Origin of the sequence: Anaerobacillus arseniciselenatis, from assembly GCF_001865995.1 — a bacterium.
Classification (GTDB): Bacteria; Bacillota; Bacilli; order Bacillales; family Anaerobacillaceae; genus Anaerobacillus; species Anaerobacillus arseniciselenatis.
The window spans coordinates 49,023-64,855 of sequence record NZ_MLQQ01000006.1 but is presented as its reverse complement, the minus strand read 5'-3'; the positions used below and the strand labels follow the sequence as shown (position 1 = coordinate 64,855).

The following is a 15,833-nucleotide window of genomic DNA, read 5'->3' as shown; positions in this document are numbered from 1 at the left end:
AAGTAACGAAGAACTTATAATTTAATATACATCGTTAGATGGACCGCCGAATGCTGGGAAACTAGCACGTTCGGTGCGGAGCAGGGGAAAAGCTGGAGATCACTTCAAAGGCTTACCTATTGCTAACGATAGCGAAAGAAGCCGTCGCTGCTCTTGTTATGATTCTAACGGAAAGTTAAGATAATTATGTTAAGATAGTTAAACAGTTAAGTTTGCATTTAAAGGATGGAGTTACTTATGAGGAAAATCTTAGTTATGTTATTAATAAGTCTATTTTTTATTAGTGGTTGTGGAAACAACATTTCTGAACAAGAGGCGATAAATATTGCAGTCGAGTATGCTAATGAGGAAAGCATGTGGGAATGGGAATTCAAATCAGCAGAATCGAATGAGAACAGATGGATTGTTTATGTCCAGTTAGTAGGAGATAATGATGTGTTGGAAATAGAGTTAAACTCCATTGATGGTAAAATTGTTGGAGTAAATCAGGTAATTGAATAACAATTATCTTATTATACTAACGAACGCTTTAACGTGCTAATGGAAATGATTCATTTTATTTTTTTAGGCTGTGTTAATTAAAATAAACAGTTGTACTGGCAGTTCCTGATGTTTTGAGTGTAAGGAGCAGTTTATTTAAGGGAAGTATATATAAAATTATGAATGAAAATCAACTAGCTAATATGATATAATCAAATGTAGCATTAAACTAAGAGGTGATTAAAATGGATAATGAACAGCTGCTCAAAATCATCTTAGAACGTTTTGATAAAGTAGATTCTCAGTTTGAAGAAGTGTTATCAAGGCTTGATCAAATAGAAAAAAGCCAACAGGAAGATATTAAAGGCACCCTTTATTTAATCTCTAAAAAGGTTGACGGTATTAAGTATGACGTTGACTATTTAAGTGAAAAAACAGGGAAACACGATACAAAAATTAATAGCCTCGAAAAGAGAATTCAGTCCTAAGATAAGGACTGAATTTTTTTAGCCAAGCAATTATCTTTTAATTTGTGAAAAAATCACTTAAAGTAATGGAGAGCGTTTCTGCAACAAGCAGAGACGCTTATTTTTACATTTTAATGCCAAATAATAGGAAATTAGTGTTAACATTAAAATAGAGTATAAAAGTTATTGAAGCAATGGTGAGGTTAATTTATATTAGTTAAGATTAATGGGGGATAGAAAAACATGATAGGGATAATTAAAAATAATAAATTTAAGCTAATAGTAGGAACTCTTGTTGTGTTGATTGCCCTTTTCACATTGAAATTGTTTAACGATAATCGTGAACGAAACTTAGCTGATTTAATAAATGTTAACTCTTCTGATTTTGTTAACATGCAGATTGTTATACCTGAAGGAAATATGTGGACAGAGGAAATTCAACATGTAGATGAATTAATACAGGTCTTTAGTCAATATCAAGTGAAAAAAATTAGCCAAAATGAGTTTCAAGATCAGCATAATAACAAAGAAATATTTGCAAATTTTGAGGTGCGTATCCAAAAAAAATCAGGAGCAATAATATTAGATGTTTTTGAAACTGACTTTATTTGGTTAAATCTAAATTTTTACAAGGTCTTAAATGGACCAATCGAAAAGGAAAAGTTAAGAACTTATCTTGAAGAACACGGAAGCTAAACTTCGAGATTGTGGAATATACCAATAGTTTCATATAGGGAAAAAAGGCTCGGGTCAAATTGACAGGGAGCAGTTCAAATTGAGCTGAGCCTTTTTTATTTATGTTTTAAATAGTCGCAAATTTGGGCGCAAATATAGGTGCAAATTCACCTGAATTTTTGATTGTAATTTGCGATAGAATACAGGACCCGTTACATCTTTTGGAGTGATCCAGTGCTCGTTACGCCAAATGTTCTAACACTTTTTTTACAGCTGCTTCTCCTTGATTGATACAGTCTGGAATGCCAACGCCTTCGTAGGAACCTCCTGCTAAATAGACACCTGGTAGCTCTTTTGCTAGAGATTCTTTGACATTTTTCATCCGCTCGATATGACCGACATTGTATTGGGGCATTGAATCTTTCCATCTCGTAACCATATGGAACAGTGGTTTTTGTGTGATGTTCATCGTTTTATTTAAATCTCTTAAAGCAATATTTATAATTTCCTCATCGGATAAATCGACGATGTCTTGATCATTCGGCTTACCGACATAACAGCGTAATAGTGCCATGTCATCTGGAGTAGTACTAGGCCATTTTTTATGGGTCCATGTACAGGCGGTAATTCTGAAGTCACTATTTCGTGATACTAAGAACCCAGTTCCGTCGATATCTTGTTTGATTGCCGATTTAGGGAAAGCCATGGCGACGTTCGCAACAGAATAAGAGATCATGTCATCGAACTCTTTCATAAATGTATAGTTAGAAAGCATCTTTTGTGCATGGTAGTGTTCAGTGGCAATGATGATACTGTCGGCTTGTTCTTCGCTTCCATTTGCTAAAGTAATCGTATACTGTGCTTCGGCTTTCACAATTTTTTCAATAGGTGACTGTTTGACAACAGTACCTTCATCTAATCGCTTCTCTAATTCCTCGATTAAAGATTGTAGTCCGGTAGATAACGAGATAAACATTCCTTTTTTAGAAGCTTTTTTCGCTGATTTAGGAGGCTTTGGCATCGACTTCTTCAATCCTAGGACAAGGCTTCGATGTTTTTGCTCCATGTCATAAAACATTGGAAATAATGACATTAAGCTTAAGTGGTCGATGTCGCCTGCATAAATTCCGGATAGTAACGGATCAATTAAATTATCAACGATTTCATTCCCTAGTCTTCTTCTAAAAAATTGACCTAGTGATTGATCGTCCATTTCTTTCCCTTTAGGTAAAATAAAATCTCCAGCAGCTCTTAATTTTCCGAATGGAGAAAAAAGACCTGAAAGTGCAAAAGGGGTAATTTGAGTAGGGATGCCCATGAACGCTCCTTCAGGCATTGTGTGTAGTTTCCCGCGGGCATATATATACGATTTCCCGGCTGTATTGGAAACAACCTTATCTTCTAGCCCAACTTCCTTTATTAACTTCAATGCACTCGTTTTACGGGCAAGAACAGAATCAGGGCCTTTTTCAACGATAAACCCATCTTTTTTCACTGTGTTAATAATTCCACCTAAACGGTCACTCGCTTCAAATAGCTTCACTTCAAGGGGCAATCCGTTTTCTTTGATTTCCTTTTGCAAATAGTAAGCGGCTGATAAACCGGTAATTCCTCCGCCAATGATGACAACTTTCTTTTTTTCCATTTAAGTCACCTTCTTTATAAAAGTATGTTAAGTATTTCACAATCATTAATGATTTTAAAGGAGAAAGTTTCACCTTTCTCCTTTTGGCTTTATTTTAACCTATTTATTTAAGAAAATATTAATATTTGAAAACTTGTTACAAAACGTTCATTAAAGAAAGGGGTTACAAGCTCGTATACGTTCCACTGCCAAATTTTAAGTGCTGTTTGGATAGGAGTTTTTCATTGTGTTACAGCATTTTAAATTTTTAAAAAGGAAAATCTTAATAACTATAGAATTTGTTTAGTATAACTTTAATTTTAATACTTTTCAAAATATTCATTTTTTGAGAGAGAGTTTAATATTTTTAAAGAGGGAGTAATGAAATATATTTTTATGGGGGAGTCAATGAATTTCATAATTCATTTTTCCTGCCACTAAGACCAATATATAATTGCGTCAAAACTATCCGCAACCTATATATTGGTTGATGTGGCTCATTTTTAGTAATTATGAAATTCATTCAAGCAAAAATATTTATTTTACTCAAGGAGTTTAGGGCTTATTATTAGGGGGGATTTTATGCAGTATAAAAAATTAGGATCAACGGGGCTAGAAGTATCAAATATTTGTTTAGGAACGATGTCATTTGGGAGATGGATTGACGAGAAATCATCCGTCGCTATTTTAAACGAGGCGATTGAAAGCGGTATCAACTTTATCGATACGGCAAATTATTATGGGAAAGGGCAAGATGAGACTCCTGAATACGGAACGGGTGAAGCAGAAGAGATCATTGGTCGTGCCATTCGATGGAGAAGGGATGAAGTAATACTTGCGACTAAAGTTGGTTTGCCGATGGGCTATGGAAAAAATAGTGCTGGTCTTTCAAGGGTACATATCATGAGGGAAGTGGAAAGGTCTTTGCAACGATTGCAAACCGATTATATCGATCTTTATCAAGTTCATTTCTTTGATCCGAATACACCATTAGAGGAAACATTACGAGCTTTAGATGATCTCGTTCGCCAAGGGAAAGTACGCTATATTGGCTGCTCGAACTTTGCGGCTTGGCAAATTGCCAAAGCCCATAGCATCAGTGAGAGAATGAATTTAGAAAAGTTTGTCTCTGTACAACCACAATATAGTTTATTAGTTAGAGATGTCGAGAATGAATTGATTCCGTTTTGTGAATCGGAAGAAGTGGGGATGGTGGTTTATAGCCCTATGGCTCGGGGAATGCTCTCAGGGAAATACAATGGGCCAGAGGATGTTCCAGACGATAGCCGTGCTGCCCATGGTGAAAAAAGGTTATTTAAGTTGTTTTCCGAGCGTAATTTTGAGTTAGTTGAACAGTATAAAGATCTGGCTAATAGAGTAGAAATTACGCTTTCACAATTTGCATTAAGTTGGGTTTTAAATCAACGAGTGGTGACTTCAGCGATCATTGGAGCAACGAAGGTTTCTCACGTAACCGACGCAGTGGAAGTGAGTGATTTACAATTACCAGAAGAATTATTGTGTGAAATTGATAAAGGGTTGAAGGGAGTATTGACACCGTTATGATAAAAAGAGTTGAACACGTTGCGATTATGGTGACAAATATGGATGAGTCGATCGATTTTTATAAAAAGCTTTTCGGGTTTGAGGTTAGGCAACGGGGGCAAAATAAAAAAAGAGAAATGACCTTTTTGTACCTACCAAGTGAACCAGGCTTTGAAATTGAGTTAATGAGAGATTTGGTGCCGAGTGAGACTTATCATGAAAAAGGTTTAGTAAATCATCTAGCTTTTACAGTTGACAATATCGAGGAAGCTTTTCAGTTTTTGAAAGAAAACGGCGTTGAGCCGCATAGTGAAACGCCAAATATTGCGATTGATGGAGCGAAGACGATGTTTTTTTCAGGACCGAACAATGAGTTGCTTCAATTTGTGGAGCGGTAGAGAAGCATTTTTTGATATTGCGTTTTTTCTTTGCACTTTTCGATCGTTTGTGCCAAAATTTAAATTGGTGTCTAACCTTATCGGTGTCTGACACCACTCGTGGACAAATCGCTTAAATGTCCGTCTCAGGTGGACATTATTATTGCTGGAAAGGTGTGTTTTGATGGCTGACATAAATTTTGAACAGATTACATATGATGTGGAAGATGAAATTGGCTATATTTATTTAACTGAGCCGGAGAAATTTGATTATTATACGGAACAATTGCCGGAAAACGAAGAGATTATTTTGGATTTAGGTAAGGAAGTACCAGTCGTTGGGGTAGAGCTTGGTGGTGATTCAGCGAAAAAGATCGCAACATTATCAGATGAGCAAAAGCGTTTTGTGAAAAAAACGGATGATTATGGTCATAATTATTTTTCCTTTCGATTAGAGGACAAGCCGGTGAAGCAGTCGATCTCTTATGAGCGGATTATTGAAGTGAAATTTCTTTTTGCAGATGATGAGTGTGAAGATTTTATCGGAATTGAAGTATACAGTAACGACCCTAACTATACGTTTCTCGGGTGCGAAAGAGACGAAGGCGGGAAGTCAAAGGGGATATTTAGAAAAATAAAAGAGCGCTTCGGGAAATAAGAAAAGCGTAAGCGCCTTGGTAAGCTCTGAAAAGCGTTGGAGAGCCAGTGACGGTTTATCTCCTCTTGAAACTTGTAAAACCTTTAATGTTAAAACCTCCAGTTCAAACATTTCGTTTGGGATTGGAGGTTTTTTATGGTCGTAATGATGTAAATAGATAGGAATTTTTAGTAATTTAATGAATTTCATAATTCATTATTTCCGCCACTAAGATCAATATATAGTTGCGTCAAAACCTTTCGCAAACTATATATTGCTTGATGTGGATCATTTTTGGTAATTATGAAATTCACTCAATTATATGAATGGATGATGTACTTTATTATCCTCTGTATTTCTGGATACTTATTTTTCCTTAACTGGCAGTATCCATACTTTGTAAATTATATCTTTCTTTTATTTGGTCTATTTGTTAGCACATTATATCAACGAATTCGAGTATTGCTTTTATCAGGTTTCTTAACGACGGTGATGTTAGTTTATTTTTATTTGTTCAATTTCGTCGTGATTTTTTCGAGTATTGTAAAATTTGATGTCATTTATTTTATTTTATTTGCGATTTTATTGGTGGTTTTTTTCTACTTTCATATTAAATTTATGAATAGACTTTGGGTGAAGGCACAAGCAAATGCTAAAATGACGAGGGAGAAATTAGTGTTAACTGAAGAAAAGTTAGTCCAATCGGAAAAACTCTCTGTAGTTGGTCAGCTAGCTGCGGGGATTGCTCATGAAATTCGCAATCCTTTAGCTGTTCTTTCAGGCTTTGTGCAAATGCTAGATAAAAATGAAAAAACGCGTTCCATTATGTTAGCTGAAATAGAAAGAATTAACGCGTTCCATTATGTTAGCTGAAATAGAAAGAATTAACTTAATTACTAGCGAGCTTTTGTTTTTATCTAAACCACAAGCAGTTAAGTTTGAACCAGTAGATGTGAGACAAATATTAAAGGATACTTATCTCTTATTTGAACCACAGTTTTATTTGCTAGGTATTAAAACAGAATTCTATAATGGAGAAAGTCGTGGTGTTATAACAGAAATTACGTTTCCTATAGTTTAATCAATCGGGGCGCCATAGCGGTGTCCCGTATTTTTTTATGTTTCTACAAAATAAACCATATACAAAAAAGGAAAATCTACTAAAATATATTTTATAGGTTTAATAACTTAAAGTTATGGAGGTGATAAAAATAAATAATACAAGGAATTGTGATGTCGTTTATGATGCCGGTCCTGCTGGATGTGGAGAGTTGATCATGAATGTATTCTTAAAAGTAAAAAAGATGTCTAAGGGGGAAACGATCCACGTCATCTCATACGATTTAGGGGCAAAAGAAGATATTCCCGCGTGGTGCCGAATGCAAGGTTATACGTTATTAGACGTTTATGAAGAAGGATTATTAATGACCCACTTTATTATTCAAAAAAATTAAAAGGAGAGATTGATAATGACAAACAAATTTTTAGTAAGTTTAACGAATGGGAAAAGTGATACAGATCGCGCGACGGTAGGTTTCGTTGTCGCAAATGCCGCAGTAGCTTCTGGGAAAGAGGTTGTTGTTTTCTTAAATATTGACGGAGCTTATCTTTCAGACAAAGGATATGCTGACGACATTCATGAATCAGGGTTTGCACCACTAAAAGATTTAATGGATCAATTTGTAGAAGCGGGTGGCGTGCTTTGGGTATGTAGCCCATGTCATAAAAAACGTGAACTTTCTGAGGAAAATTTAATCGAAGGGGCAACGATTGTTGGTGGTGCAAAAGTCGTTGAGTTTTTATCAGAAGGAGCAGCATCAATTACGTATTAGGAGGAATATAAATGGTTTTTCAAAAGCCAGAGGCAATGTGTGATGGCGGAGATTTAGATTGTGGTTCGGGGCTGCTTTTAATTATTAAAAAAAATATCGATCCACTCGCATCAGGGCAAGTGTTAGAAATTAGAAGTCGAGAGAGAACGTTTGCTGACGATCTCCCGGCATGGTGCCGGATGGTAGATCACGAGTTTTTAGGTTCTGAAAAACAGGAACAGTATACGAGTTATTTTGTCCGTAAAGGTGGAAGCGCTGACAGTGTCGCTTCTGATTTAGAAGCTGCACGTGGTTACCAGTGGAGTATTAGAGTGAGAGAAGACGAAGGACTTTCGGCAAAAGCTTTTTCGAGAAATCATACGTTAACATCAGGTCAACCGGCTGATTTTAGCCCGAAAGTAGAGGCACCTAGTGCGATTGACTATCTTCTTACGTCGTTAGGCTCATGTCTTGTCGTTGGCTTTAAAGCTCATGCGTCAAGACGGAATATCGAAATTGATGAGATGGAACTGACGTTAAAAGGAAAGCTTGAAAACATCCTTTATCATATGGAAATTGAAGATGAGGGTAGTCCGAAAATCGAGGAAATTAGCGGTGTTTTTTACGTAACGTCACCTAGTGAAGAAAAAGAGCTTTACGACGTTTGGAACGTGACGGTTGCACGCTCGCCGATTTTTCGAACATTGCAAACGTCCGTTTCGATGAATATAAAGTTTCAAGTTGTTTTATAAGAGATAGATCTTAATAATATTTTTTACTAAGGGGTTAGATATAAAATGAGTAACACGATCTTACCTACAACTGTCGTAGGAAGTTGGCCTCGCACTCGCAAAGTTTTGCGCGGATTACGCGATGTACGTGCGGAACGAATTACAGAAGAACAATTTGAAGAGATTGCAGATAGAGCGATTATAGAATGTGTTCAAAGTCAGGTAGTGGCCGGGATAGACATCGTTTCGGACGGTGAACAACGTCGCGATAACTTTATTTCATTTGTCGCTGATAAGATTGATAATGTGAAAATGTTATCAGTGGCCGATTTACTAGAGTATGTCGAGGACAAAGCGAGTTTTGAAGAAATTCTCGGTACATTAGATGTTCCTGCGTACTCATTAACGAATCCAGCGGCTGTCGGTAAAATCTCTCGTAAAAAACCAATTGCTGCTGATGAATATCAATTTTTAAAAGAACAAACGAACAAACAAATGAAGGTGGCAATTCCAGGTCCTTACTTGTTAACGAGAGCAATGTGGGTCGACGGTTTGTCCAAAGAAGCGTATCCGACGAAAGAAGATTTAGCGGTCGATATTGTGGCGGTTTTAAGAGAAGAGATAGAAGATTTAATTGCTGCCGGTGTTGATTTTATTCAAATCGATGAACCGGTTTTAACCGAACTTGTCTTTACGCAAAAAAATGCGAATCGCACTTTCATGTGTGGCGCTTTAACGGGGAAAGCGGATGCCGAAGAAGAGCTCAATTTTGCCACTGAATTAATGAACAAACTTACATACGAAATGCGTGGCCGTGGTTCGAAAATTGGTATTCACGTATGTCGTGGTAACTGGAGCACTCAAGAAGAAACATTACTTCGAGGACCGTATTACCCGCTCATGCCGTTTTTAGCAAAAATGAGCGTAGACCAGTATGTGTTAGAATACGCAACACCAAGAGCTGGAGAGTTGCATGCGTTGAGTGAGTTAGCAAAGCTTAAAGATGTTGAACTTGGCTTAGGGATTGTCAACCCGCGAACGCCAGAGATCGAAACGGTGGAAGAAATTGTTGCACGTGTGAAAGAGGCGGCGAAATTTTTCCCGATCGAAAAAATGTATTTAAATCCTGATTGTGGTTTTGGCACGTTTGCGCAAAGGCCGATGAACACTCCAGAAATCGCCACACAAAAATTAATCAATATGAGGAAAGCCGCTGAGCAACTAAGAAGTGAATTAGTTGAAGCCGGAGAGGTGTAAATGATGTCAAAAATGACGGTAAAAGTAAATGGTAAAAGTGAGAAAATGAAAACAGATGTGACGGCTGGAGAGCATTCTTTTACAATTGATGAGCCGGAAAATTTCGGTGGTACGAATCAAGGGGCAGACCCGCTATCGACGTTATTAGGTGCTTTAGCTTCTTGTGAAAATATTGTTGCTAATTTTGTTGCCAAAGAAATCGATTTTGATTTGCAAGGAATAGATTACGAGGTTACTGGAGAGCTAGATTTAAGAGGGCTGATGGGAGATCCGTCTGTTCGCACATACTTTGATTGGGTTAAAATCGAAGCGAAAATACGTACGAGTGAAAGTGACGAACGTATTCAAGAGCTTTGCGAACGATCAGATGCACGTTGCCCCATTTTTCAAACATTGAAGGCAGCGGGTGTCGATATTTCTTCGGAGTGGTCCCGAGCTTAGTGGTCTTGGTGATTGTTGGTTGAAGTTTTATATAGGTCGTGGTGGGTGGATACCACAATTACTGATCGAAAATTACCGTTTATGTGGTTTGGGTGTAGCTTAGAAAAATAGTTTGAATTAATTAGGGGCTTGATCTCAAAAGCTCTAATAATAAAACTTGATGCGGAGTCGGAACCTCGTATCAGGTTTTTTTCTTTTTGGGAATGAGGAGGAGTAGAAGTTTGACGGATTTATGTGATTTGTTTTTTTATGAATAGTGTGGGGGATGATGCGCAGTAGAAATGCGTCCTTTCTAACACTGGATTACTCTTCTTTGGTTTTGAGTCGAGAAGAGTAATCATTCTGGCATTTCGATTTCTCTTCTCCTGTTTTGAACTAGGAAGAGAAATCATTTGTGCGTCAATACATGTATTGATACGCGGATTTTACAGATACTGTAATTTCAGTGCATCAATCCTGGTTTTTCATGCGTGCGTTTTACAAGTTTTACATATACTGTAAACCGTGCAAGCCAATTCGTGTTTGTTACGTGTATTTTAGGGATAATGCGATTCCAGTGCGCGCCCGAACAAATCGTCACCTCACCCAAAAGGTAACGCAAGACCTTCGCGCGTGCCCGAACAAATCGTCACCTCACCCAAAAGGTAACGCGAGACCTTCTCCCGTGCCTGAACAAAGCGTCACACTCACCAAAAGGTAACGCGAGACCTTCGCGCGTGCCCGAACAAAGCGTCACATCACCCAAAAGGTAACGCGAGACCTTCGCGCGTGCCCGAACAAAGCGTCACCTCACCCAAAAGGTAACGCGAGACCTTCGCGCGTGCCCGAACAAAGCGTCACATCACCCAAAAGGTAACGCGAGACCTTCGCGCGTGCCCGAACAAAGCGTCACCTCACCCAAAAGGTAACGCGAGACCTTCGCGCGTGCCCGAACAAAGCGTCACACTCACCAAAAGGTAACGCAAGATCTTCTCGCATACCTGACCGATATAAGGAACCAATTGTTACGCACTCTCCCCATACCGTGCAACACTCTCTTGACTAAATAAATAAATTCGTTTGTCGATAATATAAGAAAACGAAGTAACGATTTCTTCGTTTGAGAATAATCGTAATTTAATCTAGTATAAATAATACTTTTCCTTTTCAATTAACAAGAAAACAGATAAAATGTTCTAGGTTAATGAATTTCATAATTCAAAATATCGCCATATCAAACTATATGTAGTTGCGTTAAGTCGTTCGCAACTACATATAGTTTGGCTCGATTTGGTAATTATGAAATTAACTCAGGTACGTGTGTTTTTTGTCGATTTTGTTCGAATACATAATCATTACTTAACAATAATAGGAAATATTAAAATTAACTAGCGCAAAATCAACTAGTTTTTAATACATATAAGGAGTTATACCGTGGAAGATCAATCAAAAAATACATTTAAGCCATTTATATCGCTTATATTAGCAACTAAAATTCCGAAATTAGCTTTTACTATTGGGATCATCGGGAGTTTAATAACTACACTCGTTGGGCTATCGATCCCCTTATTAACGAGAGAAATGGTCGATGGATTCTCTGTTGAAGCAATGAGTATCACGTTGATCGTGATCATCGTAGTTGTGTTTATTGTTAGAGCTGCGTTGGATGCTATGTCTAGATATCTCCTCGCATATGTAGGTCAAAATATTGTCGCTCGACTTCGTGAAAGAATGTTATTAAAAGTTATTCGACTACCAGTGAGTTATTTTGATCGTAAAACGAGTGGGGAATCGGTCAGTCGTATCGTTAATGATACTGGGGTTGTGAAAGATTTAATCTCGCAGCACTTTCCCCAATTTATTACCGGTATCATTTCAATCATCGGTGCTGTCATCATTTTAATTATTATGGATTGGAAAATGACTGTTTTAATGCTAACCGTTGTTCCGGTAACGATTTTTATTATGCGTCCTCTCGGTAAAAAAATGCGGAAAATTTCGCATGGGCTACAAGATGAAACCGCTCAATTTTCAGGAAAAATCACACAAACGATCAGTGAAGTCCGCTTAATGAAAGCGAGCAATGCTGAAAAAGCTGAGGAGCAAAAAGGAACCGAAGGGATTAGTAACCTACTGGCTTATGGGTTAAAGGAATCAAGAATTTTAGCTCTGATTGGACCACTCATGCAATTAGTGATCATGGGAATCCTTGTGGTAATCATTGGTTATGGCGGGATTCGCGTTGCAGAAGGTACAATGACAACAGGTTCATTGGTCGCCTTTATCCTTTATTTGTTTCAAATCATTATGCCACTTACGGTATTTACGATGTTTTTTACACAATTGCAAAAAGCAAAAGGTGCAACTGAACGGATGATTGAAATATTAGAGCTTGAGGAAGAGCAAGGGCCAGATGGCATCGAAATGGAAATTACAAATCAACCAGTTCGCTTTGAAAATGTCTTTTTTTCTTATAATGAGGAGGAGTCGGTGTTACAAAACGTTTCCTTCGAGGTTCAACCAGGTACGATGGTGGCATTCGCAGGTCCTAGTGGTGGAGGAAAAACGACGGTGTTTGGGTTACTAGAACGTTTTTACGAGCCACAGGAGGGGCGAATTCTAATTGGAAATGCGCCGATCAATGAAATCAGTTTGGCATCGTGGCGAAGTCAAATAGGTTATGTATCACAAGATAGTCCGATGGTTGCTGGGACTATTCGTGAAAATCTTACTTACGGTATCGAAACGGATATTGACGATGAACGCTTGTGGGGAGTCGCAAAGATGGCTTATGCCGAACAATTTATTCAGCAGTTTCCGAACGGGCTAGATACAGAAGTAGGAGAGCGTGGTATTAAACTTTCAGGAGGACAAAGGCAGCGGATCGCCATTGCACGCGCGTTTTTAAGAGATCCGAAAATTTTAATGATGGACGAGGCGACCGCAAGCTTAGATAGTCAGTCCGAAAAAATCGTTCAACAAGCATTAACACGTCTTATGGAAGGTCGGACAACCTTCGTGATTGCCCACCGCTTATCAACGATTGTCAATGCCGATAAAATTATTTTTATCGAAAAAGGTGAAATTACCGGAGTCGGCACACATAAAGAATTAGTGAACGGGCATGCGTTGTATCGTGAATTTGCTGAACAACAGTTAACATAAGATGCATTCACATAGGCGACTGAAGGAAACTGCGGACAGTGAAGGAAAATCAAAAAAATGGCCGCTCTTCATTCAAGTTTAAGATGGGGCGCATATGATTGTGCCCTATATACTTCTATTGTGTGAAACATTCGCGTGAAACAAGAAGATTCGGGGAGTGACAGGCACTCACAAAAAAGGAGGCACTATGTTTAGGAATTTAAAGTTAGCAAATCGTATTAATATATTAACTATTTTGGTACTAACGATCGCTATTACCGTAGCCGTTTTTATTATCGGCAATATTATTTATAATACTAGTATCGAAAATGCAGAAAGTTATGCGAAGAGAGATGCGCTTGTGCACGCGGAAAATATCTCAAATAAGATCGGTCACTCTAGTCAATCATTCAATGATTTAAATCAATATATTTTAAGTTTACGAGAAATGAATGCGGTTACGCGAGAAAATGTTATCGAGCTTTATAAAACATTTTTAGAAAACCACACCGAAGTTTTAAATGTATACAGTGTTTGGGAAGCCGATGCTTTTGATGGTCAAGATATCGCTTATAAAAACGAACCATTTCACGATCATACAGGGAGATTTATTCCTTGGTGGTCACGAAATAATGATGAGATAAGCTTTGAGCAAATATTGGATTACAACGACCGAAATGCTGAATGGTATTTTTTACCGAAAGAAACGAAACAACCGATAATGTTTGACCCGTATATATATCCAATTTCTGGTGAAGAAGTGTTGGTTGCTTCCTTTATTACACCAATTTTAGATGAAAAAGGTGAATTCCTCGGTGTTTTTGGTTTCGATTATTCCATGGAATTTTTTCAAAGTATGATTGTAGAAAATAGACCCCAGTCTGGTTCGAGTAATCTACTGACTAGAGATGGTTCCTATATCGTCCACGGAAACGATAGCAGGCAAGTAGGTCAATATTATCAAAAAAGTGACCTTTTATTCTCTGATCCTAATGAATTAAACGAAATATTATTTTATGACCACTCGCCATATATGGATGCAGAGGTATTAAGAGTTTTTCAGCCTATTACGGTTGAAGGCTTTGGTAATTACTGGTTTTATGAAAGCAATGTGAAAAAGGAGTTTATTTTACAAAGTTTTTATTATGTTATTTATTGGATTGTCGCGATTGCTACAGTAACATTATTTATTGTTATGATCGTTATTTCCTTAGGTATAAAAAATTCATTAAAACCGCTCTCACAAATGACGAACTTAATAGAAAAAATATCAAAAGGCGACTTTAATGTTAGTATTCCAAAGGATAAGTTTCATAGTGATGAAATCGGGAAGTTAGCATTAGCCTCCAATGTGATGGCTGAAAATTTACGTGATATGATGGATAATTTAGAGGCACAAAACGAAGAGATTATTGCCCAAAACATTGAGATTACCGAGCAACAAGAAAAACAAGAAGTTTTATTAAAAGAGTTAAACGAAGCAAAGCAAAAAGCAGAAGCTGCAAATCAAGCAAAAACAGATTTTCTTGCTACAATGAGTCATGAAATTCGTACGCCGCTAAATGGAATTCTCGGAATGACTGAGTTATTAGAAGAAACGAGTTTAAACGAAGAGCAAAAGACGTATGTTTCAACCTTTAGAAAAGCAGGGAATAATCTATTAATTCTAATTAATGATATTCTAGATTTTTCAAAAGTAGAATCTGGTTATTTAGAATTAGAGAATATTGATTTTTCAGTGGAAGATACCGTTGAAAGAACAACTGAACTTTTAGCTTTAAGAGCACATAGTAAAAACTTACAACTGATTACTCATATAAGTCCTGATGTTCCGAAATATTTAAAAGGTGATCCAGACCGTTTAAGACAAGTTTTGATTAATCTTATCGGAAATGCAATAAAGTTTACGGAACAAGGGGAAATTATTGTTCGTGTCGAGCGAGCGTCACAAACGGATCAACGCTTATTATTTTCGATTATTGACACAGGCGTGGGTATTCCGAAAGTGAAGCAAGAGAAAATATTTGAGAAATTTACTCAAGTCGATTCGTCGACGACAAGAAAGTACGGTGGAACTGGACTTGGGCTCGCGATATCGAAAAAAATTGTTGATGCCATGGGTGGAGAAATCGGTGTTGAAAGTAAAGAAGGAAGTGGAAGTACTTTTTATTTCTATGTGCCACTTCATGAAGGAAGCGCGACTAATGTTTCGTCTTTATCACTGAGACGAGCAGAGGGAGCTGAAGCACTACCGAAGCTTCCAGCTGAAACCCATCAAGCTTCGTTAAAAATTCTTCTCGTTGAAGATAATGAAGATAACCAATTATTGTTTAAATCGTTCTTAAAAAAGACAAATCATCAAATTATATTAGCTGAAAATGGTCAAGAAGCCGTTAATAAATATAAAAATGAAGATTTTGACCTCGTGCTTATGGATATTCAAATGCCGATTTTAGATGGGTATGAGGCCACGAAAACAATTCGTCAGTGGGAAGCGGATACGCAGCGTGAAGGCACACCAATTATCGCTTTAACAGCCCACGCTTTTGAAGGGGATCGTGAAAAATGCCTAAAGGCTGGTTGTGATGATTATTTATCAAAACCAATAAAAAAACAAACGTTACTAGATTTCATCGCTAAGTACAGCTCTTAATGGGTAGGGGGA

The 15,833-nt window shown here is 37.4% G+C and carries 16 protein-coding genes; 15 read left to right on the top strand and 1 reads right to left on the bottom strand.

Translation table 11 applies throughout. The features are described from left to right. The first annotated feature begins 237 nt into the window (after positions 1–237). From BKP35_RS06680 to BKP35_RS06670, 3 genes are all read left to right on the top strand, one after another. Positions 238–501: a hypothetical protein gene (locus BKP35_RS06680; protein WP_071312597.1), complete on the top strand. Its 264-nt coding sequence runs from the start codon at positions 238–240 to the stop codon at positions 499–501. A 224-nt stretch (positions 502–725) separates the two neighbouring features. Then, positions 726–968, top strand: coding sequence for a hypothetical protein (locus BKP35_RS06675; protein WP_071312596.1), 243 nt, complete (start codon positions 726–728; stop codon positions 966–968). 222 nt (positions 969–1,190) lie between these two features. Further along, complete coding sequence (locus BKP35_RS06670; RefSeq protein ID WP_071312595.1) at positions 1,191–1,643, top strand: hypothetical protein; 453 nt, start codon at positions 1,191–1,193, stop codon at positions 1,641–1,643. Between the two features lie 220 nt (positions 1,644–1,863). Here BKP35_RS06670 and hemY read toward each other — a convergent pair whose 3' ends face one another. Beyond that, positions 1,864–3,267, bottom strand: coding sequence for a protoporphyrinogen oxidase (gene hemY, locus BKP35_RS06665; RefSeq protein WP_071312594.1), 1,404 nt, complete (start codon positions 3,265–3,267; stop codon positions 1,864–1,866). Positions 3,268–3,828: 561 nt separating this feature from the next. On the opposite strand from hemY, the gene BKP35_RS06660 reads away from it, so the two are divergent. The 12 genes from BKP35_RS06660 to BKP35_RS06605 all read left to right on the top strand — a co-directional run bounded on the left by BKP35_RS06660 (position 3,829) and on the right by BKP35_RS06605 (position 15,821). After that, positions 3,829–4,812 (top strand): aldo/keto reductase, encoded by a 984-nt coding sequence (locus tag BKP35_RS06660; protein WP_071312593.1) that lies wholly within the window; start codon positions 3,829–3,831, stop codon positions 4,810–4,812. Further along, complete coding sequence (locus BKP35_RS06655; RefSeq protein ID WP_071312592.1) at positions 4,809–5,189, top strand: VOC family protein; 381 nt, start codon at positions 4,809–4,811, stop codon at positions 5,187–5,189. Before BKP35_RS06660 ends, BKP35_RS06655 begins: the two co-directional genes overlap by 4 nt. A gap of 163 nt (positions 5,190–5,352) precedes the next feature. After that, positions 5,353–5,826: a DUF2283 domain-containing protein gene (locus BKP35_RS06650; protein WP_071312591.1), complete on the top strand. Its 474-nt coding sequence runs from the start codon at positions 5,353–5,355 to the stop codon at positions 5,824–5,826. Between the two features lie 282 nt (positions 5,827–6,108). Continuing rightward, positions 6,109–6,678 (top strand): histidine kinase dimerization/phospho-acceptor domain-containing protein, encoded by a 570-nt coding sequence (locus tag BKP35_RS06645; RefSeq protein WP_139192818.1) that lies wholly within the window; start codon positions 6,109–6,111, stop codon positions 6,676–6,678. Then, positions 6,668–6,886, top strand: coding sequence for a hypothetical protein (locus tag BKP35_RS06640; RefSeq protein ID WP_071312589.1), 219 nt, complete (start codon positions 6,668–6,670; stop codon positions 6,884–6,886). Before BKP35_RS06645 ends, BKP35_RS06640 begins: the two co-directional genes overlap by 11 nt. Positions 6,887–7,007: 121 nt before the next feature. Then, positions 7,008–7,259 carry a sulfurtransferase TusA family protein gene (locus BKP35_RS06635; RefSeq protein WP_245741894.1) on the top strand — a complete coding sequence of 84 codons (252 nt, stop codon included), beginning with the start codon at positions 7,008–7,010 and terminating at the stop codon, positions 7,257–7,259. Between the two features lie 15 nt (positions 7,260–7,274). Continuing rightward, positions 7,275–7,637 (top strand): DsrE family protein, encoded by a 363-nt coding sequence (locus BKP35_RS06630; RefSeq protein ID WP_071312587.1) that lies wholly within the window; start codon positions 7,275–7,277, stop codon positions 7,635–7,637. An 11-nt stretch (positions 7,638–7,648) separates the two neighbouring features. Further along, entirely contained in the window at positions 7,649–8,368 is a 720-nt protein-coding gene (locus tag BKP35_RS06625; RefSeq protein ID WP_071312586.1) for a sulfurtransferase TusA family protein, read from the top strand. Positions 8,369–8,413: 45 nt separating this feature from the next. After that, complete coding sequence (locus tag BKP35_RS06620) at positions 8,414–9,604, top strand: cobalamin-independent methionine synthase II family protein (protein WP_071312585.1); 1,191 nt, start codon at positions 8,414–8,416, stop codon at positions 9,602–9,604. Beyond that, positions 9,605–10,045, top strand: coding sequence for an OsmC family protein (locus tag BKP35_RS06615; RefSeq protein ID WP_071312584.1), 441 nt, complete (start codon positions 9,605–9,607; stop codon positions 10,043–10,045). A 1,413-nt stretch (positions 10,046–11,458) separates the two neighbouring features. Further along, positions 11,459–13,189 (top strand): ABC transporter ATP-binding protein, encoded by a 1,731-nt coding sequence (locus BKP35_RS06610; protein ID WP_071312583.1) that lies wholly within the window; start codon positions 11,459–11,461, stop codon positions 13,187–13,189. A gap of 187 nt (positions 13,190–13,376) precedes the next feature. Beyond that, positions 13,377–15,821, top strand: a complete 2,445-nt coding sequence (locus BKP35_RS06605) for an ATP-binding protein (protein WP_071312582.1) — start codon at positions 13,377–13,379, stop codon at positions 15,819–15,821. The last annotated feature ends 12 nt before the right edge of the window (positions 15,822–15,833 follow it).